At 71.0% G+C, this 23,103-nt stretch carries 27 protein-coding genes and 1 riboswitch; of the genes, 9 read left to right on the top strand and 18 right to left on the bottom strand.

The window, feature by feature from the left end; translation table 11 throughout:
• Positions 1-57: 57 nt before the first annotated feature.
• From WD250_10380 to WD250_10360, 5 genes are all read right to left on the bottom strand, one after another.
• A complete protein-coding gene (locus tag WD250_10380; protein ID MEX2620615.1) occupies positions 58-438 on the bottom strand; it encodes a hypothetical protein in 381 nt (126 codons plus the stop codon).
• Between the two features lie 81 nt (positions 439-519).
• Positions 520-828 carry an AAA family ATPase gene (locus WD250_10375; protein ID MEX2620614.1) on the bottom strand — a complete coding sequence of 103 codons (309 nt, stop codon included), beginning with the start codon at positions 826-828 and terminating at the stop codon, positions 520-522.
• Positions 829-837: 9 nt separating this feature from the next.
• The gene (locus WD250_10370; protein ID MEX2620613.1) at positions 838-1,881 is read right to left on the bottom strand and encodes an ABC transporter ATP-binding protein; all 1,044 of its coding nucleotides are present in this window, start codon (positions 1,879-1,881) and stop codon (positions 838-840) included.
• Positions 1,878-3,002, bottom strand: coding sequence for an iron ABC transporter permease (locus tag WD250_10365; GenBank protein MEX2620612.1), 1,125 nt, complete (start codon positions 3,000-3,002; stop codon positions 1,878-1,880). Before WD250_10365 ends, WD250_10370 begins: the two co-directional genes overlap by 4 nt.
• Before the next feature lie 4 nt (positions 3,003-3,006).
• On the bottom strand, positions 3,007-4,266 hold the full coding sequence (locus WD250_10360; protein MEX2620611.1) for an ABC transporter substrate-binding protein: 1,260 nt from the start codon (positions 4,264-4,266) through the stop codon (positions 3,007-3,009).
• Between the two features lie 29 nt (positions 4,267-4,295).
• Positions 4,296-4,468, bottom strand: a riboswitch (cobalamin riboswitch).
• 267 nt (positions 4,469-4,735) lie between these two features.
• On the opposite strand from WD250_10360, the gene infA reads away from it, so the two are divergent.
• Complete coding sequence (gene infA, locus WD250_10355; GenBank protein ID MEX2620610.1) at positions 4,736-4,936, top strand: translation initiation factor IF-1; 201 nt, start codon at positions 4,736-4,738, stop codon at positions 4,934-4,936.
• A 178-nt stretch (positions 4,937-5,114) separates the two neighbouring features.
• On the opposite strand, the gene WD250_10350 is transcribed toward infA, so the two are convergent.
• The 6 genes from WD250_10350 to WD250_10325 all read right to left on the bottom strand — a co-directional run bounded on the left by WD250_10350 (position 5,115) and on the right by WD250_10325 (position 10,569).
• Entirely contained in the window at positions 5,115-5,522 is a 408-nt protein-coding gene (locus WD250_10350; GenBank protein MEX2620609.1) for a heavy metal-responsive transcriptional regulator, read from the bottom strand.
• The gene (locus tag WD250_10345) at positions 5,522-5,731 is read right to left on the bottom strand and encodes a hypothetical protein (protein ID MEX2620608.1); all 210 of its coding nucleotides are present in this window, start codon (positions 5,729-5,731) and stop codon (positions 5,522-5,524) included. The genes WD250_10350 and WD250_10345 overlap by 1 nt, the downstream gene beginning before the upstream one ends.
• Before the next feature lie 225 nt (positions 5,732-5,956).
• On the bottom strand, positions 5,957-6,610 hold the full coding sequence (locus tag WD250_10340; protein MEX2620607.1) for a hypothetical protein: 654 nt from the start codon (positions 6,608-6,610) through the stop codon (positions 5,957-5,959).
• Positions 6,607-9,234 carry a heavy metal translocating P-type ATPase gene (locus tag WD250_10335; GenBank protein MEX2620606.1) on the bottom strand — a complete coding sequence of 876 codons (2,628 nt, stop codon included), beginning with the start codon at positions 9,232-9,234 and terminating at the stop codon, positions 6,607-6,609. Before WD250_10335 ends, WD250_10340 begins: the two co-directional genes overlap by 4 nt.
• 658 nt (positions 9,235-9,892) lie before the next feature.
• Positions 9,893-10,141, bottom strand: coding sequence for a PIN domain-containing protein (locus WD250_10330; GenBank protein MEX2620605.1), 249 nt, complete (start codon positions 10,139-10,141; stop codon positions 9,893-9,895).
• Between the two features lie 23 nt (positions 10,142-10,164).
• Entirely contained in the window at positions 10,165-10,569 is a 405-nt protein-coding gene (locus WD250_10325) for a helix-turn-helix domain-containing protein (GenBank protein MEX2620604.1), read from the bottom strand.
• A 580-nt stretch (positions 10,570-11,149) separates the two neighbouring features.
• Between WD250_10325 and WD250_10320 the strand changes: the two genes are divergently transcribed.
• Positions 11,150-11,410, top strand: a complete 261-nt coding sequence (locus WD250_10320; GenBank protein MEX2620603.1) for a BrnT family toxin — start codon at positions 11,150-11,152, stop codon at positions 11,408-11,410.
• Positions 11,400-11,633, top strand: coding sequence for a hypothetical protein (locus WD250_10315; protein MEX2620602.1), 234 nt, complete (start codon positions 11,400-11,402; stop codon positions 11,631-11,633). The genes WD250_10320 and WD250_10315 overlap by 11 nt, the downstream gene beginning before the upstream one ends.
• 403 nt (positions 11,634-12,036) lie before the next feature.
• On the opposite strand, the gene WD250_10310 is transcribed toward WD250_10315, so the two are convergent.
• Positions 12,037-12,372: a type II toxin-antitoxin system RelE/ParE family toxin gene (locus WD250_10310; GenBank protein MEX2620601.1), complete on the bottom strand. Its 336-nt coding sequence runs from the start codon at positions 12,370-12,372 to the stop codon at positions 12,037-12,039.
• Positions 12,365-12,604: a type II toxin-antitoxin system ParD family antitoxin gene (locus tag WD250_10305; GenBank protein MEX2620600.1), complete on the bottom strand. Its 240-nt coding sequence runs from the start codon at positions 12,602-12,604 to the stop codon at positions 12,365-12,367. The genes WD250_10310 and WD250_10305 overlap by 8 nt, the downstream gene beginning before the upstream one ends.
• Before the next feature lie 309 nt (positions 12,605-12,913).
• Here WD250_10305 and WD250_10300 point away from each other — a divergent pair, with 309 nt between their 5' ends.
• Complete coding sequence (locus tag WD250_10300) at positions 12,914-13,183, top strand: type II toxin-antitoxin system prevent-host-death family antitoxin (protein MEX2620599.1); 270 nt, start codon at positions 12,914-12,916, stop codon at positions 13,181-13,183.
• On the top strand, positions 13,074-13,598 hold the full coding sequence (locus tag WD250_10295) for a type II toxin-antitoxin system VapC family toxin (protein ID MEX2620598.1): 525 nt from the start codon (positions 13,074-13,076) through the stop codon (positions 13,596-13,598). Before WD250_10300 ends, WD250_10295 begins: the two co-directional genes overlap by 110 nt.
• A 55-nt stretch (positions 13,599-13,653) precedes the next feature.
• On the opposite strand, the gene WD250_10290 is transcribed toward WD250_10295, so the two are convergent.
• The 3 genes from WD250_10290 to WD250_10280 all read right to left on the bottom strand — a co-directional run bounded on the left by WD250_10290 (position 13,654) and on the right by WD250_10280 (position 16,966).
• Positions 13,654-13,875 (bottom strand): hypothetical protein, encoded by a 222-nt coding sequence (locus WD250_10290; protein MEX2620597.1) that lies wholly within the window; start codon positions 13,873-13,875, stop codon positions 13,654-13,656.
• 127 nt (positions 13,876-14,002) lie between these two features.
• Positions 14,003-14,377, bottom strand: coding sequence for a hypothetical protein (locus WD250_10285; GenBank protein MEX2620596.1), 375 nt, complete (start codon positions 14,375-14,377; stop codon positions 14,003-14,005).
• Between the two features lie 15 nt (positions 14,378-14,392).
• Positions 14,393-16,966 (bottom strand): histone-like nucleoid-structuring protein Lsr2, encoded by a 2,574-nt coding sequence (locus WD250_10280; GenBank protein MEX2620595.1) that lies wholly within the window; start codon positions 16,964-16,966, stop codon positions 14,393-14,395.
• A gap of 883 nt (positions 16,967-17,849) precedes the next feature.
• Between WD250_10280 and WD250_10275 the strand changes: the two genes are divergently transcribed.
• From WD250_10275 to WD250_10265, 3 genes are read left to right on the top strand one after another with little or no spacing between them, the layout of a single operon-like run.
• Positions 17,850-18,515, top strand: a complete 666-nt coding sequence (locus WD250_10275; GenBank protein MEX2620594.1) for a hypothetical protein — start codon at positions 17,850-17,852, stop codon at positions 18,513-18,515.
• Positions 18,512-19,243, top strand: a complete 732-nt coding sequence (locus WD250_10270) for a GGDEF domain-containing protein (protein MEX2620593.1) — start codon at positions 18,512-18,514, stop codon at positions 19,241-19,243. The genes WD250_10275 and WD250_10270 overlap by 4 nt, the downstream gene beginning before the upstream one ends.
• 14 nt (positions 19,244-19,257) lie before the next feature.
• Positions 19,258-19,524: a hypothetical protein gene (locus WD250_10265; GenBank protein ID MEX2620592.1), complete on the top strand. Its 267-nt coding sequence runs from the start codon at positions 19,258-19,260 to the stop codon at positions 19,522-19,524.
• Positions 19,525-19,751: 227 nt separating this feature from the next.
• On the opposite strand, the gene WD250_10260 is transcribed toward WD250_10265, so the two are convergent.
• Positions 19,752-20,003 (bottom strand): ribbon-helix-helix protein, CopG family, encoded by a 252-nt coding sequence (locus WD250_10260; GenBank protein MEX2620591.1) that lies wholly within the window; start codon positions 20,001-20,003, stop codon positions 19,752-19,754.
• A 35-nt stretch (positions 20,004-20,038) separates the two neighbouring features.
• Entirely contained in the window at positions 20,039-20,527 is a 489-nt protein-coding gene (locus WD250_10255) for a helix-turn-helix domain-containing protein (protein MEX2620590.1), read from the bottom strand.
• Positions 20,528-21,050: 523 nt separating this feature from the next.
• Here WD250_10255 and WD250_10250 point away from each other — a divergent pair.
• Positions 21,051-23,103, top strand: a 2,053-nt coding sequence (locus WD250_10250; protein ID MEX2620589.1) for a GGDEF domain-containing protein, incomplete at its 3' end; no start/stop codon positions are given.

Raw genomic sequence — 23,103 nt, 5'->3', positions numbered from 1 at the left:
CCCCCCCCCCCCCCAACACAGGGGGCGGCCCAGGCGTCGCCGCGACCCTTGGGGGGGCTACCGGGCGTCGACGGCGGGGCGGTCCGCCAGCGTCAGCGCCAGTTCCTGGATGGCCTGCACGCTCGGGGCGGCGGGGTCGGTGTCGAGGATGCAGCGCCCGGCGCGGTCGGCGTCCACGACGGTCTCGTCGTAGGGCAGCAGGGCGGCGACCGTGGCGCCCTTCTCGTCTGCGAAGGCACGCACCCGCTGCTCGTCGCGGTCGTCGCGGATGCGGTTGCCGACCAGGCGGACGTCGGGGATGCCGAGCTGGTCCGCCAGGGCCAGCGTGCGCTGGGCGGTGATCAGCGACTTGGCCTGGGGCTCGGCGATCACCAGCAGGAGGTCGGCGTGGCGCAGGGTCCCGCCGGCCCACGACAGGTGCTCCAGGCCGGCCTCCATGTCAGCGATGATGACCGCGTCGGGCAGCGCCTGGGTGGCGTCTTCGATGAAGTCACGGACCGTGACGTGGGAGGCGCCCGTTCACCCGGCGCCGGCGCGCTCGATGCGCGCGCCGAGGAGGTGGGTCACGCCGTCGGGGCCGGTCAAGCCGTAGTCGTGGAGCAGCTCGACGGGATCCTTGCCGACCGGGATGGAGGCGATCCCACGGTTCAGGAAGGGCTTCAGATTCGCGAACTGCTCCTCGGTGATGCCGCAGTTGATCGCGAGGTTGGGGTCCGAGTCGCAGTCGATCGCGATGACCGTGTGGCCACGACGCGCCAGGGTGCGTGCCAGCACCGCGGAGATCGTGGTCTTGCCCACGCCACCCTTGCCCGAGATCCCTAGCCGCATGGCGGGAGGTTACCGCACGACAGGGTCGCCCGTCTGCACGGGCAGCAGGCCGCGGAGGCGGGCGACGAGCGCGCCGACCGAGTCGAGCTGGTGCACGCCGCCGGGGTCGTGCAGGCGCCACCCGGCGTCGCCCGCCAGCACCTCCACCATGAAGTCGGCGGGGGAGTCGTCGGCGGCGACGGCGATGCCCTCGCGTTCCAGGGCGCGCACCGTCCACACCCGGGGGACCCCGCTGCCCTCGACGCGGCACCGGGCACGGGTCGCGGGGTGGGGAAGGAACGCGCCGCGGAGGAGGTCGAAGCTCACGTCGTCGCTGTGGAACGCCCGCGCGATCGTGCCGTTCAGGACGAGGTCCTCGGGCGCACCGACGTGCACCGTGGTCGGCTCCGTGGGCTCGAGCAGCCACACGGTGTCGGCCGTGCGGATCGCGAGGTCGAGGTCGTGGGTGGTGAGCAGCACGGCCAGGCCGCGCTCGCGGGCCAGGCCGCGCAGCAGCGCGGTCAGCTCGACGCGGCGGGGCACGTCGATGTAGGCGACCGGTTCGTCCAGGGCCAGCACCGCCGGCTCCTGGGCCAGGGCCCGGGCGACGAGCACGCGCTGGCGTTCGCCGTCGGACAGCTCGGCGACGTTGCGCTCGGCCAGGGCTGTCACGCCGGTGACGGCAAGGGCCCAGGCCACGCAGGCGTGGTCGGCGGGCGTCAGGCGCCCCGACCAGCCGGTGTGGGGATAGCGCCCGAGCGCGACCAGATCGGTCACGCGCAGGATGCCGGCGTCGACCCGGTCGGTGAGCACCACGGCCAGTCGCTGCGCGCGCTGCGTGGCGGGCATCCGGCGGATGTCCGTGCCGAGCAGGGTCGCGCTGCCGGCCAGCGGCGCCTGCATGCCCGCCAGGGTGCGCAGCAGCGTGGACTTGCCGCTGCCGTTGGGACCGAGCAGGCAGGTCAGCGTTCCGGCCTGCAGGGACAGGTCGAGCTCGGCCAGCACCACGGTGGGTGCGCCGCGCCGGCCCCGGTAGCCCACGCTCAGCGCGGCGGTCTCGATCACGCCGCTCACGTGACGATCGCCTGAGAGGCATGGCGCAGGCGCAGCAGCAGCGCCACGACGACGGGGGCGCCGATGAGCGACGTGACGGCGTTCAGGGGCAACGTGGCGTCGAGCCCCGGCAGCTGCGCCACCAGTCCCGCGGCCAACGCGACGATCCCGCCCACGACCACCACGGCGGGGACGAGCAGACGGTGGTCGGAGCTGCGCAGCAGCCCACGCGCCATGTGGGGCACGGCCACCCCCACGAAGGCGATCGGGCCGCAGAACGCGGTCACGACACCGGCGAGCACCGAGGCGGCGAGCACGACCACCACCCGCGTGCGGCCCACGTGCAGGCCCATGCTGGCCGCGTAGCGGTCGCCGAGCAGCAGCGCGTTCAGCTGCTTGGTGAGCAGCACCGTGGCCACCAGGCCGACGAGCACGCAGGGCACGAGGATCTGCAGCTGGCTCCAGGTGGTGCCCCCGAAGCTGCCGAAGCCCCAAGCGATGTAGGCGCGCACCCGCTCGAAGCGGCCGAAGCCGCTGTGGATCAGCACGCTGACGACCGCAGCCGTCGCGTAGCCGAACATCAGGCCCACGATCAGCACGGTGGCCGGGCTGGTCATCCGCCGGGACACCAGGAGCACCGCCACGGTGACCACGGCCGCTCCCGTCGCCGCCGCACCGGCCACCCCGAGGTTGCCGAGCACCCCCAGCCCGCCCACCAGCGTGGTGCCGGCGGTGCCGACCACCAGCACCACCAGCGCGACGCCGAGGCTCGCCCCGGCGCTGATGCCCAGGATGAACGGGTCGGCCAGCGGGTTGCGGAACAGCGTCTGCATGAGCAGGCCGCCCACGCCCAGGGCCGCCCCGGCCACCAGGGCGGTGATGGCGCGCGGCAGCCGGATGTCGACGATGATCGTCGCCCACGCCGGCTGCGGCGCTTCTCCGCCCAGCAGCACCCGCACGACGTCGTCGAGGGGGATCGTCACCGACCCCGCGGCGATCGTCAGCAGGAACAGCCCGACCAGGACGGCGAGCAGCACCAGGACCACCAGCGGGCGGGTCAGTCCGAGGACGCCGCGCGGCGGGGCGGGCGCCGGCGGGGGCGGCCCTGCCGGCGCGTCCAGCCGCGCGGCCGTGCGGGCCACGTGCTCAGCCGCCGGCGGGGACGGGGCCGAAGAAGGCGAAGTCGTGGTCCTCGAAGGCCTCGGGATGGAAGATCTTGGCGAGGTCGGCCAGGAACAGGTCGGCGCGCGTGTACGCGGTCTCGAACACGGCGTTGCCACCGCCCTCGGTCACCTGCAGGTCATACGCCCACACGGCGCCATCGTCGAACGCCTGGAACTGGGCGAAGCGCTCGTCCTGGGCGAGCAGATCGTCGAGGGACCCCGTGACCGAGCCGGCCTGGATCCACACGTCGGCATCCGCCGCCGCGTCGAGCATCGTCTCGAAGTCGACCTGCAGCCCGCCCGTCTGGTCGTCGTCGGCGAAGACGTACTCGCCACCCGCGTCGGCGATGGCGTCGGCGAGGAAGCTGGCCCCACCGGGGGTGAACCAGGTGCCCTCGAAGGGGGTGTTGACGAACACGGTGGGCTGCTCGTCGGCGGTCTGGACGCGGTCGGTGACGTCGGCGTAGCGCTCGGCGATGTCGTCGTAGACGGCGGTCGCCTCCGCCTCGGCGTTCAAGAACAGCGCCGTGAACTTCAGCCACTCGGCGCGCCCGAGCAGCGTCTGCTCGTTGAAGTCGGCGTTGATGACCGTCGCGATGCCGGCGTCGGTGTAGCGGGCGACGTCGTCGGCCACCGTGTCGCCGAAGCCGTCGACCACGAGCAGCCCGGGGGCGGCGGCCACCAGGCGTTCCAGGTCGGGCTGTCCCTCGGCGTCGGCGAACTCGTCGACTTCGCCCGCCGCGATGCGCTCCCGGACCGACTCGGTGGTGACGAAGCCCGCGGTGCCGACACCGACCAGCCGGTCGACCGCATCGAGCTCGTCGAGGTGGGGCAGGTTGGTGGTGGTCAGGCTGACGATGTCGTCGACCGGCACCTGGATGACCTGGGCGTCGGCCAGGGCATCGTCCAGGACTGGCTCCGGGGCGCCGCACTGGTGCAGGACGTAGCGGATCGGGTCGCCGTCACCGGGAGGCGTCACCTCGATGGTCTTGTAGCTCGCCGAGTAGGCGACGTCCACGCCCGTGGCCTCGTCGAACTCGACCTTGTCCGGGAAGTAGTCGGCCTCCGCCTGGGGGTCGTCCACGCAGCCGCTGGTGACGTTGCTCGTCGGCGCGCCCCTGGCGGCGGCTTCATCGGAGGGTGCGTCGGGGCTGTCGGCCACCGGCCGGTCGGCGCAGGCAACCACGCCAAGGGCAGCGACGAGGAGGAGCGCGAGCACGCGGAGGGACGGGGGAGTGAGCACGATGAGCCTTCTTTCCTTGCCTCGAGGAATACGCAACTGCACGCCGCAGCCGGTCTCCTGGCTCCCGGGTCATCGCCCGACGTCGCCTTCCCGGGCCCCGAGGGGCCCAGTGGCGGATTGACGTCGCGCTCACCGGTCACAGTGGCGAGGACCACACCGGAATCTCACCGGTTTCCCGTGCACTGCGGCGGCGTCACCGTACAGGGGGCCGGACCGAGGGGGCAAGCGGCGCCGGCGCGGGGCCCGCTGATGCGGCCGCACCTGCTCGGTATCCTCTAGGGTGAAGACACGCGAGGGGCGCCCTGTATGGCCAGCCCTGCGTGCACCTGCTTACCCCGCCGTCAATCCCAAAGGAAGCGCACTCACCATGGCCCGTCGACGCACGAGAAGGCCACCGTCCCGTCGGCAGGCCGATGCCGAGACCCGAGCCAAGCGCGAGGCGCGCGCCGGCTCGACCAAGGAAGCTGCACTGGAGCTCGAGGGCATCGTCGAGGAGGCGCTGCCCAACACCATGTTCCGGGTGAAGCTCGACAACGGCCACAGCGTCCTCGGCCACATCTCCGGCAAGATGCGCAAGCACTACATCAGGATCCTGCCGGGCGACCGGGTGACCCTGGAGCTCTCGCCCTACGACCTCACCCGGGGCCGCATCACCTACCGCTACAAGTAGCCGTTTCTGGCCGTACGGGCCTCTGACCAGCGGAAACGCTCACGAGCCCGCCTCCTGGCTCACACCTGGCTCACACCCACACCCCGGCTTGGAGCTGCGTGGACTTCGCCGACCTCCGCGGTTTCCCTGACACGGCCCCGGGCGTTGTCGTGCGTGGCGGCCACCGGCGTCGGCCGCGTCAGCGGCGGGACGCGTCTGGTTGGTGTTCGATGAGCTGGCAGTAGCAGCCATCGTCGTCGGGCGGGTCGCCGGCGGTCTGCAGCAGCGCGTGGAGCTCGCGGCGGGTGTCTTGCATGTCGGCGATCCGCCGGTCCAGCTCCTCCAGGCGGGTCTGTGCGATGTCGAGGACGTAGCCGCAGGGCCGTTCGCCGCGCTCCCGCAGGGCGAGGATCTCGCGTACCTCGCCGAGGGCCAGCTCCAGGCGCTGCGCGCGGCGGATGAACGCCAGCCGGTCGATGTCGTCCTCGCCGTAGACCCGGTAGCCGGCGTCGGTGCGGGCAGGAGCCGGCAACAGCCCGATGGACTCGTAGTAGCGGACGGTCTTCGGGTTGACGCCCACGCGGGCGGCGAGCTCACCGATGCGCATCAGGTCGACTCCTTCGTCGCTTGCTCACCTCGCGCACGCTCAAGCAGTCCGAGCAGGCGCCCGTCGGAGCTCGTGACGAGCACCGCGTCGGCGTCTAGCGCCACGAGGATCCCCAAGGGGCTGGCGTCCAGTGCGCCGCGGACGTCGCCGAGACGGTCGCGGACGCTGCAGGTGGGCACCTGGGTGGTCAGCGCCGACCCGGCCAGCACAGCGAAGCCCTCGTGGGGGGGTTGTCGTTGCAGTAGACGACGACCGGCCGGGCGCGGTCGAGCGTGGCCTTGACGTCCTTGACATCCCACCCTCTTTCAGCGGCAGGTGGATGGCGCCCGCCAGGTGCGCCCAGTCATACTCGGCGCGCGGCAGCCCCTCGGCCACGACCGCGTCCTGGTCGTCGACAAGCCGCCGGACGTCGTCGCGGCCGATGAACCCGACCATCAGCGCTGCCCTTCGGGCCAGGTCAGCAACGGCATGTTGACCACCGCGTCTGTCTCCTCCAGGTCGATCTCGCCGGCGTCGGCCGCGGCGGTCACCTCGTCGGCGGAGCGCAGCTCGCGCGCCTGGTCCTCGTCGCGCCAGGTGACGAGCACGACCGTGCGCAACGGGGAATAGCCGGCATCCTCTGGAGTGGACGGGAAGACGTCGGCCTGGAAGCCGAACGGTCCCATTCCCTCGATCCCGTTGGTGAACACGAACACGTCGTCACGAGCCTCGTCGGGCACGGCCGCGAGCTCGGGAACGACCAGGACCGGGGAGCCGCCCATCATCTCGGTCAGCACCCCCGCGACCTCCGCGTCGGAGGCCTCGGGGTGGACGAAGAAGATCTCCTCGCCCTCGTAGAGGCCCTCGACCGGCGGCAGGCGCACATCGGTGTGGGGCATGTTGCCCATGTCGCCGCCCATGTCGCCGGCCATCGGCATGGCGCGGTCCACGCCCCAGACCCACCAGGCGCCGAAGCCGAGGACCACCACAGCGATCGTCACCCCGATCGCGGCCCAAAAGCCCACCGGGCGTGCGTCGACGGCTGTCGAGCGTGGCCCGGCGCGGCGCGCGTCATCCGCCGGTGTGTCAGGGGTCGGTGTGTCACTCATCGGGAGCCTTCCTTCTCCTCGGTTTCCTCGGCGTCGCCCTCGACGTCGAAGCCCATGTCGTGCAGCGTCGCGCGGATCTGCCCCTCGAAGATGTCGGGGGTGTGCTCGACGGTGACGGTGCCGGTCTCGTGATCGGCGTCGACGCGGCGAACCCCGTCGAGCGCGCCGAGGCGATCGTGGATGCGTGCCGAGCAACTGCCACAGTGCATCGGCACGCGCAGCGCCAGCGCGGTGACGTCGCCCTCCCTCCGGTGGGCGAGGGGTGGTTGCCCGTGGGCGTGCTCGCCACGGTGCTGCTCCTCGATCAGAGCACCCGGATCCGGGTGGCGTTCGTCGCGAGCACGTCGCAACAGCCGGCCGGCGAACGAGTTGGCGAGCACGACGCTGACGGAGGCGACCATGGCCACCATCGCCCAGATCGGGTGCACGAACCCGGTGGCGGCGGCCGGCACGCCGATACCGTTGAACGCGAACGCCGCGGCGAGGTTCTGCTTGGTCTTGGCGTACGAGCGCACACCGATGTCGCGAGCGTCGACCACTGCGGTCAGCCGCTCGCTCATGATGACGATGTCGGCGGCCTCGATGGCGATGTCGGTGCCCGCGCCGATGGCGATGCCCACGTCGGCCTGTGTGAGCGCGGGGGCGTCGTTGATGCCGTCACCGACCATGGCCACCCGCTGGCCCTCCTGCTGAAGGCGGCGGATCTCGGCGGCCTTGTCCTCGGGCAGCACCTCGGCGAGCACCCGGTCGATGCCGACCTGTGCGGCCACGGCCTGGGCGGTGCGGCGGTTGTCGCCGGTGATCATCACCGGGGTGATCCCCGCGGCCTTCATGCGCCGGATCGTTTCGGCCGCGTCGGGCTTGACCTCATCGCCGATGCCGACCCAGCCGAGCAGCAGCCCGTCGCGGGCGACACCGACGACGGTGATCCCGCGCTCCTCGAGGCGCTCGCGCGCCGCGGCGGCGTCGGCCAGGTCCACGTCGTGGTCGGACAGGAAGGCTGGTTTGCCCACGAGGACACGGCGGCCCTCCACGGTGGCCCCCACGCCCTTGCCGGTGTGGGAGTCGAAGTCGTCGGCCTTGGCCACGTGCAGGCCGCGTGCCTCGGCGGCGTCTTCGATGGCCCGGGCCAGCGGGTGCTCGCTTGCGGACTCGGCCGAGGCGGCCGCCTGCAGCACCTCGTCGTCGTCGCGGGAGCCGACGGCGACCACGTCGCGGACCGCCGGTTTGCCGTGGGTCAGCGTCCCGGTCTTGTCCAGCACGATCGAGCGGATCTCGCCCATGATCTGGAACGCCTCACCGGAGCGCATGAGGATGCCCTGGCGGGCGGCCTGCCCGCCGCCGCGGATCATCGCCAGCGGGGTCGCCATGCCCAGCGCGCACGGATAGCCGAGGACGAGCACGGCCAACGCGGCGAACGTCGCCCGGAAGACGTTGGGCGGTTGGCCGAACAGCAACGGTCCGAGCGTCCACGCCACGAAGGCGCCCGCGGCGACCGTCAGCACGCCGGGCACGAACCACTTCAGGACGGTGTCGACCAGCTGCAGCACGCCAGGCTTGAGCGCGCGCGCCTCCTCGATCGAGCGCGCCACCTGGGACAGGAACGACTCCTCCCTCACCCGTGTGACCTCCACGAGCAGCGTGCCCGTCTGGTTCACCGACCCGCCGATGACCTCGTCACCGATGGTCTTCTCCGCAGGGATCGGCTCACCGGTGACCAGCGACTCGTCGACCGCCGAGGCGCCCTCGACCACCTCGCCGTCCATGGGCACCGACTCGCCGGGGCGGATCCGCACCCGGTCGCCGGCCACGATCTCGTCGACGGCGACCTCGACCTCTACCAGCTCCCCGCCCTCCGGGGCGCTGCCGCGCCCCTCTCCCCGCCCGTCGCGGACCACCCGGGCGGTGTCGGGTTGGAGATCCATGAGCTGGCGCACCGCCTGCGACGAGCGGGTGCGCACAACCTGGGAGACGTAGTCGGACAGCAGGTGGTAGGCGGTGACGAACACCGCGACCGCGAAGAAGTGCCCCGCGGGGAACGCCGGGCTGACGAACAGCCCGAGCAGCCCGCCGGCCAGGCCGGCGAAGGCGCCGAACTCCAGCAGCACGTGCTGGTTGAGGATCCCGCGGCGCAGCGACGCCCACGCCATCTTCTTCACGAACCAGGCGGTGACGAACATCGTCTCCAGCGCCAGCGCGAACATGACCCACAGGAGGAAGGGGTGCTCGAGCACCGTCCAGAACGGCTCCATCCCGAGGAACATGAGCACCGCGGTGATCGCGGTGAAGCCCCCGGCGACCAGCAGGCGGTTGCGCGAGGTGCGTAGCTCCGCCTCTTCCTCTTCGAAGGAACGGACCTTGTCGGGGTCACGGTAGGTGTAGCCGACGTCCTCCAGGGTGCGCCGCAGCTCGTCCTCGCCGAGCTTGGCGGGGTCGTAGCGGATCAGCCCTTCCTCGTGGGCCAGCGACACCCCGACCTCATGCACCCCGTCCATCCGCGAGTACGCCTTGCGGATCGTGTTCGTGCAGAACGAGCACGACATCCCACCAATCTTCATCCGGTAGGTCGCCTCCCCGCCCGACGGTGCCGCGCCGTCGCGCGTCTGCTGATCCTGGGCGGTCATGCTCGTCTCCTTCGTGGTCTCGTCGGCGAACGGTGAGCGCGGTTCGCGCCACGGTAGACCTTCCAGCCGATGGAAGGTCAACCTCGGTGTGCCGCTTGGTCCAGGCCGCCGAGGCCTATGCGAGGGAGTTGGTAGGTTCGCCACCGCACCGGTCTGAACCGACCGGAGGTATCCCCATGCGCTGGCTCGTCGTCCTGCTGGTCTTGCTCGTCCTCCCGGCTGCCGCGGTGGCCCAGGGCGGCGACCGGGCGCCCGATGGGTGTCGCCCGCGGCCAAGAGATCTTCCAGGCGAACTGCGCGATGTGCCACGGCGCGGATGCCACCGGGATGATGGGCATGCACCCCGCGCTGACCGGTGCCGTGGACCGGCCCCCCGAGGGCATATCGCGAGAGCCGCGGGGCCGCCTCAACGTTGAGGTATCCGCGGTTAGCCCCGGTGATTCAGCAACAACCGCAACCATCGGGGAGCCGCCGCTCTCGCAGGTCCGCTGGGCCTTGAATGCAGTCCACCCTCGGCGGGCTGGAGCCGGAGGCCTCAGCCGGCGGCGTACCGGAGAGCCCCGAACCGTTGCCGGTCACCGAGGGCGTGGCATCTGACCACCGGGCTTTCCGTGCGCTGAGGAGCTGCCCGCCAGCGCCGAGGGGTTCACCGCAGTGGCTACCGACCGCGCGGCGGCCCCGTTACGGCCATGGGCAGCAAGGCTGAACTACCACAGCGGTCCGGTGCGTCGAGGAGCCTGACAACGTTCTCCAGCGGCAACCCGAGCTGTTTGGTGAGGGTTCTATGCGTTTCCTCCAGGATCCGGTCGCTCCAACGCACATCGACAAGACCGCCCTCGGCGGCCCGCAGCGGGAGGTCGCGGAGTTGGGCATCCACCAACACGTTCGCGTCCAGAAGGACGCGCATGAGCCTGATGCGTATCGAACTCGCTACTCGTACAGTCCGAGCTCCTCGGAGAGGTGCGTGACCTCGTCCAGGGCAGCTCCCCGAGCGCGAGCAGTTCGGGTTCGGTAGGCGAAGACCTCCTCCCGTCGGAGGCGCCGGTGCGAGCCCACCCGCTGGGCCGGAATGACGCCGTCATCCACAAGCTTCACGACCGTCGGGCGCGAGACCCCCAGCACGTCTGCAGCCTGACCTGTGGTCAGCACCTCGGGGAGGTCCGCTTCCGTGTCGGGTTCGACGCCTGCGAGGAACGCCAGGACAGCCTGTGCGGCGTCACCATGCAACGTCTCGACGGCACCGTTCGGCAGCGCAAGGCGCAGCGCCTCCCCGCGGGCCACGGCTTCGCGGGCAGCGGTGAGGAAGCCAGCGTCAATCTCCTCTGCGACGGTCACGATGCCAGTCTACCCGCACAAACGAAAGGAACGAAAGGCCTGCGGTTGATGACGCACGCTACGGCCCGGTGCTGGAGCCCACACGAACCGTATGATATCCCCCCAGAGGTCAGGGTCGCAGGCTGCTCGGAAACCTTCCGGTAGCCGCCGGTACCGGTACTTGGCCGCTGTCCGCCGGCTCACGCATGTTCCAGTTCGCGCTCCAGACGCCCGGCACGCCGGGTAAGCCCGAGAACGAGCGATCCCCACAGGAGCGCAGCGGCTGCCCAGGCAGGGTGTAACGCCGAGGCGGCCTGCAAGTCGGTGAGCGATGCCACGGCGATCACAACGGCTGAGACCCCCGACGTGACGGCCGCGACTCGCCACCCTCGGCCCGGTAGCGATGCGCCAGCTGCGAGGCCTACCACTCCGACGCCGAGCGGGGTCGGGCGGTGCTCGACGCGGCGCTCGGAGGGGGTCGGAACAGGGTGGAGTCGGCCGGTCCCTGAGAGCCGCATGAGGCCGCTCGCAGTTCGGGATGGATCACGTGGACGCTGCGTGATCGACGGTATAGTTTCTATACCGAAATGGAGACAATCGGGTGGAGTTCGAGTTCGACGCCGACAAGAGCGCTGCGAACGCAGCGAAGCACGGCATCGACGTCGTCCAGGCGCAACGACTGTGGCAGGACCCGATGCGTGTGGAGATCCCTGCACGCACGAGTGACGAGCCCCGATGGCTCGTGGTCGGGCGCATCGACGGTCGGCACTGGTCCGCCGTGGTGACCCGCCGGCAGGAGCGTACGAGGATCATCTCGGTCCGCCGCGCACGTGACGAGGAGGTGGCCATCTATGAAGGCTAGGGAGTTCGACCAGCGGTTCGACCGCGGCGAGGACGTCACGAGCGCTCTCGACCCGGATCAGGCGCGTCGGCCCGGGACCGAGCAACGCCGAGTCAACGTGGACTTTCCCGCGTGGATGGTGGAGTCGCTTGATCAGGAGGCCAGGCGGTTGGGCGTCACCCGCCAGTCGATCATCAAGGTCTGGATCGCCGAGCGGCTCGAGCACGGGTCGAGCGCCGCCTGACGCGAGCGAGCTGCTCGTTGTGGTGCAGCACCGGTCTGATCGGTCAGCCGGCATGTGGCCCCAGCGTGGCCCAGGACCCGAGCCAGGCGCGCCGGCGATGTCTGGCGACGCCCCGACGGGCAACGGTGGGTCGAAGTCCAGGCAGCCATGGTGGAGCCGTCCGGGTGGCGGCTCGTGGTCCCGCTCGTGGCCGTCGACGACGCCTCCGACGCCCCACCCGTGGTCGTGACCGTGGACGGCGAGAGGGCCCACGTGCACCTGCTGTGCAGCGCCCCCCACGACCGGATGATCCCGCAGGTCTCGGTCGCCGAACGCGGGGAGCAGGGGTCGGGCGGTGCTCGACGCGGCGCTCGGCGGGGCATCAGGACAGGGCTGAGGTGGCCGGTCCCTGAGCCGGAGGTGTTCAGGTGTCCTCTGGTGGATCCTGCAGGCTGGCCGGGATGTCGCGGCGGGCGTGGAGGATGCGCAGGACGTCGATGTGGTCCTCGTGCTCGAGGTAGAAGAGCAGGTAGGGGAACTGCTCGACGGGGCGCGCTCGCAATCCCGGTAGGTCGAGCTCGACGGCGTAGCGGGGGGAGCCGATCGCCGGGTGTCGGGCGATGAGGGTGAAGGCCTGTTCGGCCGCGTCGATGAACCGTCGTGCCGTTGCGGGGTCGGCCTCGCTGGCGTAGTGGGCTGCCGCGTCGCGCAGGTCCTGGGTGGCGAGCCTGCGGGGGATGACGGGGTGCGGGTCACCCACCAGGCGTGGTGTCCACCTCGGCGCGGAGGTCGTCGAAGTACTCGGGTCCGGCAACCGGTCCCGGTTCGGAGGCGGCGCCGGCGAGCAGCAGGTCGCGCAGGTTCTGGCGGTCTTGGTCGCGGCGGATCAGATCGCGGATGTACTCGCTGGTCGTGCCGTAGCGACGCTGGGCGATCTGGTCCTCCACGAACGCACGAAGGGCCTCGGGCAGGGAGATGTTCATGGTCGGCATGTGCTCAGCCTACGATGACTTGGCAAACTTTGGCAAGAGCCCACGTGGGGCCCAGATGTGGCCCAGATGCGGCGCGGCCTCGGCGAGCATCGGCAGGGCGATCCCCTCGGCCTGCATGACCCGCACCGCGGTCGGGGTCGCTGCTCGCAGCGTCGGTGTCGGCCGTTTGGGACAGCAGCACCTGGATCATCTTCCAGACATCGACTGCAAGGTCTTGACGCTCGGCCGACGGGGGGGAGCGGATGCAAGCCCCCATGAGCGCCATCGCCCGGCTCGTCTCGCAGCATGGATCGTGCTACATTGTAGAACATGGCTGAAGAAGGTATCCGCGCGCTGAAGCAGAACGCCTCCCAGGTGGTGGCTCGGGCCGCGGCCGGTGAGATCGTCACGATCACCGACAGAGGTCGGCCCGTGGCATTGCTGGCGCCTATCCCGGTCGGCCGACTCGACGCGCTCATCGCCGCAGGGCGTGCCCGTCCGGCCAAAGAGCGACTGGTGGACCTGCCGGCGCCGCCGGACCGTGAGGGCCGCCCGTTGTTGTCGCAGACACTGGCAGCGATGCGCGACGACGAGCGCTAACCGACCAGTGGCCGACTACTTCGATACCTCAGCGTTGGCCAAGCTCGTCATGGTCGAACACGAGACCACCGGGCTGCGCGCCTGGATCGCGGAGCGCGGCGACGCGCCGTCGGTCACCTGCGACCTGACCCGCACCGAGCTGTTGCGGGCGGTGCGCCGCATCGACACAGATCTGCTCGTTCGCGCCCGCGAAGTTCTTGACGGCCTGACCATCCTGGAAGTCCCGACCGCGCTGTTCAGCGCGGCCGGTCGGCTCGAGCCAGCCACGATGCGGTCACTGGATGCGATCCATCTGGCCGCCGCATTGGACCTCGGTGACGAGCTCGACGTCCTGGTCGCCTACGACGAGCGTCTCGTCGCAGTAGCAAGGTCTCACGGCATCGATGTGGCGCATCCGGGCTTCACCGAGACCTGACCGCCGAGAGGAGCGAGCAGCATGGATGCCGGGCAGCACGAGGCCCCTACGCGCGTCACCCCTGGGAGAGCCACTCGATGCGCCCCTGGAGTGCGGTGTCGGACGTGTGCGCGGACAGGAACGCATCCAGAGCGCGGACGACACGCCCCGGCGTCCTGGGGTTCCCGCGCGGCCACGCGGCGTTGGAGGTCAGGAGCAGCCCAGGGAACGTGCCACCAGCGGACGGCACGCCGATCGCCAGCGGGACAAAGTCGGGGACGTTCTCCGTGAACACCACCCGCCCTTCCTTGCCTGCGTGGCCGACGAGCACATCATCACCACGGTGCGCTAGCCTCTCGGCCTACCTCGACGCGGCCGGGACCTTGGATCGACTGACTGGGCCGTGCAGGGGAGCTGTGCGCCGGTCAGAACGGCACGTCGCGGTCCTGCCAGCCGATGCCGACGCGCTGCTCGGCGGCGAGAGCGGACAGCCTGCGGACGAACATGAGCTCGCCGCCCCACTCCATCCAGTCGTCGGGGAGCCCGTCCTCGGTGCCCTCGGGCTCGGGCTCCTCGCAGCGGGAGCGCTTAGGGACCGGCGGCGGACGGACCGACCATCGCTGGTCCTTCGCCGACAGCGCGACCCCGAGGATCCCCAGCTCGTCGTAGGCGGTGTAGCGGTCGACGCCGTAGCGGTGGGCGTAGGCGCGCACGGTCACCTCGGCGCCCGACTCCAGCCACGAGCGGGCGGAGTCGAGCCGGGCCGGCCGGCGCATCCGATGCCGTCGGGGTTGTGGCACTTCGGTGACTCCTCGTCAGGTGTGGTCGGCGCGGTACGCCTGCCAGACCTCGCCCGGCAGCCGGCCGCGCTCGCCGACGGCGAAGCCGGCCGTACGCGCCCACGCACGGACCGCCGCCGTGGTCGCTGCTGGGGCGGCGCGCTCGGCCGGCGCTTTGGGGTGGGTGACCGGCGGGTGGCTCGCCGCGGGCAGCGGGAGCCGGGGGGCGCTGGCCGCTGTCGGGTCGGTGGCGAACCGCAGTTTGCGGTAGCCGGCCTTGCGCCGGTTGTGCATCGCCTTGAGCATCGGGACGTCGGCGTCGCGGTAGTCGTGGACCTCGGCGGTGTCCTTGCCGGGGTGGGCGCGGACGACACGGCCCGCGTACTGTTCGATGCGCTGGGAGGCCGACACGGGGAAGGCCAGGAACAGCGTGTCCAGCCGCGGGCAGTCGAAGCCCTCGCCGATGTAGCGGTCGGTCGCGACCAGCAGCACCTGGCGTTGCTCGGCCAGACGTGCGTGCACGGCTCGCCGCTGGGTGACCTTGAGACGGCCGTGGAGGACCAGCGGGTCAAAGCCGCGGTCGCGCAGCCCGGCGGCGAGCGTCTCGACGTGCGCGGTGCGGCCGCTGAGCACCAGACAGTTGCGCCCGTCGCGCAGCGCGCGTGCGACGTCGTCGCAGACCTGGCCGGTGCGGGCCTGGTTGTCCACGATCGACTCGTAGAGCAGCGCGAGCACCTCACCGCGGGTGAGCCCGTCGGTCGGCATGTCCACCGCCAGCTGCGTGTCGTGGACGTGCAGCAGCCGGACGAGGTCGTCGTCGACCTGGTCGATGCGGTGCCTGATCGGCCCGCACTGCATGACCATGACCTCCTTGAGGCCGTCGGGTCGCTGCGGGGTGGCGGTCAGCCCGAGCCACCGCCGCGCCCGCACCTCCCGCACCGTGCGCTCGATGGTGGGGGCGGCCACACGGTGGCACTCGTCGATGATGACCAGGCCGTAGCCGTCGAGCTCGTCGGGGTGCTGTTTGCGCACGACGGTCTGGAACGTGGCGATGTCCACCGCCCGGGTCTGGGTGCGTTTGCCGGCGCCGATCTGCCCCGCGTCGATCTCCAGGTGGGTGCGCAGCTGAGCTCGCCACTGGTCGAGTAGCTCCCTGCGGTCCACGAGCACCAACGTGGGCGTGGCATGACGGGCGATCAACGCACAGCCCATGACCGTCTTGCCTGCGCCGGGCGGCGCCTCGAGCACCCCGAGCTCGTGGCGGGCGAGCTCCTCCACGGCCTCGGCCTGCAGCTCCCGCAGTGCCCCGGTGAACGTGACCTCCAGCGGAGGCGGCTCACTGCGCACGTCGTGGATCTCCAGTCGGCTGCCGGCCTCCGCCACGAGCGCGGCCGCGGCTTCGGTGACTCCCCGCGGCAGGTACAGGTGCTCGAGATCCTCGGCGTAACAGCGGATGAACCGCGGGGTGGCGTGGTTGGACATCCGCAGCCGCTCGTTCTTGTGGAACGCGGGGTTGTGCAGCACCGCCAGATGCTTGAGCGAGGCGTACAGGCCAGGCGGGATGCCCGCCCGGCGGATCGCCAGCATCCCCGCGAGCTGCGCCCGGATGGTTGCCGGTGGGTCGGGGTCGGCACGAAGCGTCGAGCGGTGCAGGCGGGCCTGGGGTCCCACGACGACCGGCCGGAGGTCCTCGATGATGCGCCGCACGTCCACGGGTGACAGGCGTTGCACGCGATCCAGGAACGCGAACTGGTCGGGCCAGGGCTCGAACGTGGGTGGGTCGACGAACACGGTGGTGTGGCGCTGCCGGCGGCACTGGCCCTGCAGCGGCAAGGCGATCAGGTTGCCGAACCCCCGCTCGGGCAGGTGGTCCTGGGAGGGGAAGAAGCGGTCGTAGCTGTCCAGGTCGAGCTCGCCGCGCAGCGCGATCGCCTCGCGCAGCAGGGCCGCACCCATCGCCCTGGCGTCGGCGGCCGCGACCGGGGCGGTGAAGAACATCCACACGTGCGCGCCGTCGCCGGAACGCGACAGCTCCACGGCGGTGGGTAGGCCGGCCGCCTCGGCGGCCTCGCAGTAGGCCTGGACGTCCAGGCGCCACGTCGCCTTGTCGAAGTCGCAGGCGAGCAGGCGGCACGTGTCGCCGGGCAGCAGCGGGTACAGGCCGATCGTGTCGTGCCCCTCAAGGTGGGCGGCGATCACCTCGTCGGTCAGCGGCAGGTACTGCCGCTGTTCGCGCGGGACGCTCGGGCCGCCCTTGTGGACCGGCCACCAGCCGCTGGTGGCCTTGGCCCGGTTCTCGAAGCGACGGGCGTAGACGTCGCCGCGGCCGGCGAACAGCGTGCGGTACAGCGCCAGCTTCGCATGCCGCGACGAGTGCTGGTGGACACCGGTGACGCGTTCACCGGCGGGGTGCCCTCCCCCCGCCGCGTCGGGGGCGCGAGGTTCCAGGGGCGCAGGAACCACGCCGTTGTCGTCGGCCCCACCGGCGGTGGCTTCGGCCAGGGCGCGGCGCAGCCCCTCGAGCTCGCCGCGGGTCCTGGCCAGCTCGCGGCGTAGCCTGGCGTTCTCCTCAACGTGCGCACAGCACGGCCGGGCAGGCTCGGCCTCCATGGTCCCCAAGTATTGCACCGGGCGCCTCACTCACGGCCTATCAGTGGTGCAGCAGTGGTCGTCGCCGCATTCGTGCCGCGCGCGATCGGCCTGGCGAACGATCTCGGCGTCCGTCAGGCCAGATTCGGTGGCGCGGCGCTTCAGCTCGGCTTCGTGGGTCTCATCGATGTAGACCTTCCCGCGTGGATGGTGGAGTCGCTGGATCGGGAGGCCAGGCGTCAGCGGCCTGACGCTCTACAGTTTTCCGGCGCATGCGTCGATGGAGAAGGGGAGGGCGCCGAATCGCTTCGGGTGGGCACTTGCCAGGTCGAAGGAACCCATGGTGTCGCGCAGATCGCTCATCGCCAGCATCGCTGCTGTTCACCACGGTCAGCAGGCCGTGCGGAACAACAAGGTCGGATCTCCCGTCGTGCGGACAGTTGGCATCGCCAGGGGCCGGCCAGGGAGGATTCCCGCGGTCGGTCCGACGCCGCCATCTGCTGGCGGTGATACAGCGTGAGTACGCCGGCACCGGGGGTGCGGCCCAGTCGGTACCGTTCTGGCGCGTGGGGCGGCCTTGCGATCTCTGCCGCGGTCGCGGTGGCGTACCTGGTGCTCGCACAGTTCGTGCTCTGGCTCAACGACCCGGTATTTCTCGGGCGCACGCGCTCGGAGTACGCACGGTGGCGGAGGGTGTGGAGACGCAGGAACAGCTGGAGGTCTTGGCGGCGCTGGACTGCGACGTGGCGCAGGGCTACCTGTTCGCGCGACCGCTTTCGGCGCGCGATGCCATCTCCCAGGTGAGACCCCCCGGCGATTGGAAGGAACAACGTCAGGTCGCTCCAGCGCCGACGCAGCAACGATGAGGGCCACACCGCTTCGATCACGGGTGCACTGGGTTGGCGTGTCCGTCGTCGCGGTGACGGTTCTGGTGCTGCTCGCCTGCTTCGCACTTCTCATCCAGCGGACGGAAGGTGACGAGCGCCGAGCTCTCGAGGACCGCTTCGAGGCCCGGGCCGGTCTGACCGCGTCGTTCGTCAGCAGCTTCATCAAGGACCTGGCGGGCCGCGAGCGGGATCAGGCAACGCGGTTGCTGGCCGGTCCGCAGGTGGATCAGGCATCGTTCGAAGCGGTGGTCCAGTCCTTCGGGTTCGATGCAGCCGTACTGCTGGATCGAGACGGACGGTTGCTGCAGGTGTGGCCCGCGAAGCCCGAGCTCCTTGGACGCGACATGACGGTCGAGTACGCGCACCTTCGCGACGCGGTCGCGGGCAGCATCGGCGTGTCCCAGTCGGTCCCGTCGGCGGCGAACCAGGTAGCGATCACCGCCGTCGCGGTACCGTACGACACCGCAGTCGGCCGGCGGGTGTTCAGCGGCGCATTCTCACCAACCGCGACGCCTCTCGGCGTGTACCTCGACTCAGTCGTCCCGGTCCGCGGCGGCTTCGCGTACCTGACCGCGACTCCGGCCGGCCGTTCGTTGCCAGCGCTGGCGCCCCCGAGAATCTCGCCGCAACGCCGATCAATGGGAATGGTCTGCGCGAGGCGAACTTCGACGGTGAAGCGATGACGCTGGCGACGGCGATGGTGGCAGACACTCCATGGCAGATCGTGGCCGCTGCCCCGACCGCCGAGCTGCTGGCCCCCCTCCATGCGGGTCGATGGTGGCCATGGATTCTGTGGGCGGTGCTGGCCCTCTTTGGCCTGCTTGCCACAGGTCTCCTCGAAGGTCTCGGCCGTGCTCGACTCCGCGCTCTCGACGTCGCCAGCACCGATGTGCTCACCGGTCTTCCCAACCGGCGCGGGATGCAGGACGTCCTCGCCCGGGCCGCCGCGCTGTCGACCCGTCATGGGCTGCCACTCGCCGCGATGATCATCGACATCGACCGTTTCAAGGCGGTCAACGACATCTACGGACACGAAGTCGGCGACCGGGTGATACGTCAGGTGGGCGTTGCTCTCGCAAACGCGGCGCGCGGCGAAGACGTGGCCGGCCGATGGGGCGGAGAGGAATTCCTGGTCGTGATGCATGTGGATCGCGTCGGCGCCCTCGACGCAGCCGAGCGATTTCGAGTTGCGATCGAGAGTGCCGTGGACCGAGACGCTGGCACCGTCACCGCAAGCATCGGTGTGGCGGCGGTGCACGGGGGTGATGTCGCCCGGCTGCTCCACGCCGCCGACGCCGCCATGTATGTCGCGAAGGAGGCTGGCCGAAACCGCGTGGAGCTCAGCCCTCTGTCCGCCGGGGACATGTCCGAGCCATCACTCGATGACCGGAGCCTCATTCGTCCCACCTAGCGCTGCTGCCGGCGGTGCTGCTCGGCGTGCGTGTGGCCGCACCGATCGCGCTTGTCATGGTCGTCGCGAGCATGATCAGTCTCGCTGTCCACTCCGTGGTCGGCGCGCTGGAGTCGGTGGTGTTCCGCTACCGCCCCGCAACTGACCCGGCCCGGGCATTGGGCGATCGCGAGCTCACCGTGAGGCTTCGGCAGCGCGTTGCTGCCTCGTCGCTCAGCAGCCGGTTGCTGCAGACAACACGGCGCATGCTTCGGCCATTCGAGCCGGTGACAGCTGCGTGACGCGCCGGCGAACCGACTCCCGGGGCAGCGTATGCAGGTTGTCGAAGTTGACGACGCAATCGCTGGGAACACCGTCCTCGCGAGCAGACAGGTCCAACTCGGAGATCAGTCCGCGACGGGTCCGTGTCAGGGCGGCTACCACCACGGCCCCGACGCGGTCGGCAACCGGATCTCGGGTCAGCACGAGTACCGGACGATCGCCGCCAGGCGTGGCAGCGAACCAGATTTCACCCCGCTGCATCGGCCCAGTCCGACCAGTCCTCCGCTGGTCCCCACTCAGCGACCTCGGCGAGTGAGCTCTCCCCTTGGTCCAGGGGGTGGCGCTCCCAGACACGCGCATCGCTTTCGCTGGCGAGTCGGTGCAGGTATCGGCGGACGGCCTCGCGCAGCAGTTCGGAGCGTTCCAGGCCGAGCCGATCCGCCCACGCTTGCACGTCCTGAGCGACTTCGTCATCGATGCGGAAGCTCAACATCGTCATACGAATACGCTAGCACGTATGACACGGGCTTCCGTTCACCGTGATCGGGCCGCGCGAGGTCCGCGACGGCTCGCGCGAGCTCGCGTCCACAACGCGCGTACCTCCGCCGGCGGCCCGTCCTTTCGTCCAGGTGTCCAGCAGGGCCGCCGCCCGCGCCGCGCCGTGCGGCACGGGGCATCCGGCGGCGTGCAGCCGTGCCAGGGTCGCGGTCTTGTGCCCGTGGACCCGGGGATCGTCAGCCTCGGCGAGCCCAACCCGATGAGCCAGCCGGTGGCGACCCCTGCCTGGGACCCGTCCAGCCCGTGGTCGCTCGTCAGCCGGTGCCAGGTCCGGCTGCTGCCCAGCACCGCGAGCAGACCCGTGACCGCGTCGATGGCCCATGCCGAGAACTCGTCCAGCAGCGCCTCCCGGTTCGGGAAGTAGTTGTAGACCGTGCGATGGCTGACGCCGGCCAGTCGGGCGATCGCGGGGATCGAGAACTCGAGCAGGCCGCGTTCCGACACGTGCTCCGCCAGTAGGGCCATCGCCGGAGCCGTCGTCATGGTGTCGGGGCTGCCCTGTACTTCTCGGCCGGCGCCGACGCGGACCTGCCGGCGGCCCTTGCCGCAGACACGATGCCCGCCACCTCGAAGCGGTGATCGGCAACCCCGCGATCGTCGCCAACCTGTCGCTGTGGATCGTCGGCGCACTGCTCATGGGCGCGTCCGGCAGGGCTTCGCTGCTGGGTCGTGCACAACCGGCCGAGGCCGGACTCGGGGCCGCCGCCGGACTCCTGGGGGCGGCAACCGCCGTCGTGCGGCCTGCAGGCGTCCGGACGCAAGGGCTCTCGCGGTGTTTGGCCTTCCTGGGGCGCTGGGCAGGTGGGGCCACGGAGTCCCGCCCGCACCCGGACGGTCTGCGAGGTTGTGGACCGCCCCCCAGACCCTGGAGCGCCTGCTGCCCTTGGGCTCACGCCTGGGCGAGCGGGGCTCCACCCCCGCTCGGGGTAGAGTCGGGGGGAGTCGCCGCTGGTCAGCGACGACTGCCTGCAGCAGAGGAAGCGAGGCAGTGGACGCCAACAGCCTGCTCGACGGGGGCATCGAGATCGCCTACCAGCCGATCGTGCAGCTGGGATCCGGCTCGGTGATCGCCTACGAGGCGCTCGCCCGACCCAGCCACCCGAGCGTCTCCGAGCCGCTGTCCTACTTCGCCGCGCTCGAGGCGGGCGGGCTGCGCATGGCTGGCGAGTGGGCCGCGCTGCGCACGGCCATCGAGGGGGCTCGGACGCGGCCGCGGCGCACCAAGCTGTTCGTCAACGCCAGCCCCAGCACCCTCCTGGATCCCCGCTTCGACATCCGGGCCCTGGTGGACCTCGTCGAACGGCACGGCTCGAGCCCCGACGACCTGGTGGTGGAGGTCACCGAATCGGAAGCCATCGGCGACCTCGAGGCGTTGGCGCAGCGCACGCTGGAGATGCGCCGGCTCGGCGTGGGCCTGGCGGTCGACGACGCGGGCGCGGGACACGCCTCGTTTCGGGTGATCACACGCCTGCGGCCCTCGTTCATCAAGCTCGATCGCGAGCTGGTCACCGCCGTGGACATCGACGGGGCGCGCCATGCGTTCGTCGAGGCCATGGTGCGGTTCTCCCGCCAGATCGGTTCACGCCTGATCGCCGAGGGGATCGAGACCGATGGTGAGCTCATCAGCCTGGCCGGTCTGGGTGTCGAAGCCGGACAGGGGTTCTTCCTCGCCCGACCGGCGGTCGGCGAGCTCGTCAGCCCGTCTGCCGCAGCCCGGCGCATGATCGCGATGGCGGCGCAGCGGATGCGCCTCGGCGCGGCCCAGGTCGCGGTCGGGGACCTGGTGCGGACCGCGACCTTCGTGCACCCCTCCTGCGCCGTCGCCGAGGCCTACCGTCGATTCCAGGACGAGCCGTCCCTCGGCGTGCTCGTGCTCATGCAGGAGGCCGGTGACCGCCGCCGGTTGGTCGGTCAGCTCACCCGCCGGGCCATGGAGCGCCGGTTGGCGACACCGAATGCCTGGGCGGAGCTGCGGGAGCGCACGGTGTGGGACCTGGCCGACCGCCAGCCACTCACCGTGACGGCGTCCCTGGACGTGATCGAGGTCGCCGGCGTGATCGGTGCCCGCCATCCCCAGGAGATCGCGGACGATGTCGTCGTCACCGGACCACGCGGAGACGTCGTGGGCGTCGCCACGGTGCGTGACGTCGTGCGGGCGCTGGCAACCGTCCGCCCCCCCGGGGACCTGGACGTCCATCCGCTGTCGGGTCTGCTCGGACGCGCGTGGGTCGAAGCGGAGCTGGCGCGCCGCCTCGACGCCGGGGAACCCACCGTGATGGTCGTCGTGGACGTCGACGCATTCCGGCGGATCAACGACGTGGGTGGCTTCACGGCGGGCGACGAGGTCATCCGCGCGCTGGGCCATGCCCTTGGTGGGCTGGGCGCCAGCGTCGAGGGCCTGGCGGTCGCCCATGTCGGTGCCGATGACTTCATGCTGCTCGTCCCGGTCGGCCAGCACGAGGAGGTGGTGGTCGAGCTGGTGCACAAGCTCGAGAGCGAGGTCGTCCCACTCGTGCGCACGGTCTTGGGACTGCACCCCCGTGACCGCGTCGGAGCAGATCTCGCCCTGTCGATCGCCGCGGTGGAGCTCACCGCGGCACCCCCGACGGGCCATGAGTACCTGCACTGGGCCCAGGGCCTGCTGTCACCCCTGATGCAGACCGCCAAGGACCATGCGGGCCATGCCTGGATGCACCGCACCGGGGGGTCCACCGTGCTGACGACCTGGACGGCTCGCCGGGACGGGCGGCGCACCATCAACGTCGGGCACGCCGAACCGTCGGCGGTCAAGGCCGCACTCGACCTGGTCGCCAAGGCCTGGCCCGGCCTGTGGGCGCAGGCCGACGTGCCGGCCACGAGCCCGGATGGGGACAGCGGGGAGATGGAGCGGCTGCTGGCCCGCTACGCCGGTCCCCTCCGGGCGCGGGCGGAGGCGGCCGCAGCGCAGGGCGTGGAGTCCATGGAGGTGAGCCTGGAGGGCGAGGAAGGCGAGCTCATCGCCATGCTCGACCGGGTCGCCGTGGTGACCCAGCACCTGCTCG

The organism is Egibacteraceae bacterium, from assembly GCA_040905805.1.
Classification (GTDB): Bacteria; Actinomycetota; Nitriliruptoria; order Euzebyales; family Egibacteraceae; genus DATLGH01.
This window is presented reverse-complemented; position numbering and strand designations above follow the sequence as displayed.

What these genes read in the sequence shown, in the direction of transcription:
- WD250_10380 (MEX2620615.1), bottom strand. Translation starts at nt 438, where the DNA reads ATGGAGGCCGGCCTGGAGCACCTGTCGTGGGCCGGCGGGACCCTGCGC.
- WD250_10375 (MEX2620614.1), bottom strand. Translation starts at nt 828, where the DNA reads ATGCGGCTAGGGATCTCGGGCAAGGGTGGCGTGGGCAAGACCACGATC.
- WD250_10350 (MEX2620609.1), bottom strand. Translation starts at nt 5,522, where the DNA reads ATGCGCATCGGTGAGCTCGCCGCCCGCGTGGGCGTCAACCCGAAGACC.
- WD250_10340 (MEX2620607.1), bottom strand. Translation starts at nt 6,610, where the DNA reads ATGAGTGACACACCGACCCCTGACACACCGGCGGATGACGCGCGCCGC.
- WD250_10335 (MEX2620606.1), bottom strand. Translation starts at nt 9,234, where the DNA reads ATGACCGCCCAGGATCAGCAGACGCGCGACGGCGCGGCACCGTCGGGC.
- WD250_10330 (MEX2620605.1), bottom strand. Translation starts at nt 10,141, where the DNA reads ATGCGCGTCCTTCTGGACGCGAACGTGTTGGTGGATGCCCAACTCCGC.
- WD250_10315 (MEX2620602.1), top strand. Translation starts at nt 11,400, where the DNA reads ATGAAGGCTAGGGAGTTCGACCAGCGGTTCGACCGCGGCGAGGACGTC.
- WD250_10305 (MEX2620600.1), bottom strand. Translation starts at nt 12,604, where the DNA reads ATGCCGACCATGAACATCTCCCTGCCCGAGGCCCTTCGTGCGTTCGTG.
- WD250_10300 (MEX2620599.1), top strand. Translation starts at nt 12,914, where the DNA reads ATGGCTGAAGAAGGTATCCGCGCGCTGAAGCAGAACGCCTCCCAGGTG.
- WD250_10280 (MEX2620595.1), bottom strand. Translation starts at nt 16,966, where the DNA reads ATGGAGGCCGAGCCTGCCCGGCCGTGCTGTGCGCACGTTGAGGAGAAC.
- WD250_10270 (MEX2620593.1), top strand. Translation starts at nt 18,512, where the DNA reads ATGACGCTGGCGACGGCGATGGTGGCAGACACTCCATGGCAGATCGTG.
- WD250_10260 (MEX2620591.1), bottom strand. Translation starts at nt 20,003, where the DNA reads ATGACGATGTTGAGCTTCCGCATCGATGACGAAGTCGCTCAGGACGTG.
- WD250_10255 (MEX2620590.1), bottom strand. Translation starts at nt 20,527, where the DNA reads ATGGCCCTACTGGCGGAGCACGTGTCGGAACGCGGCCTGCTCGAGTTC.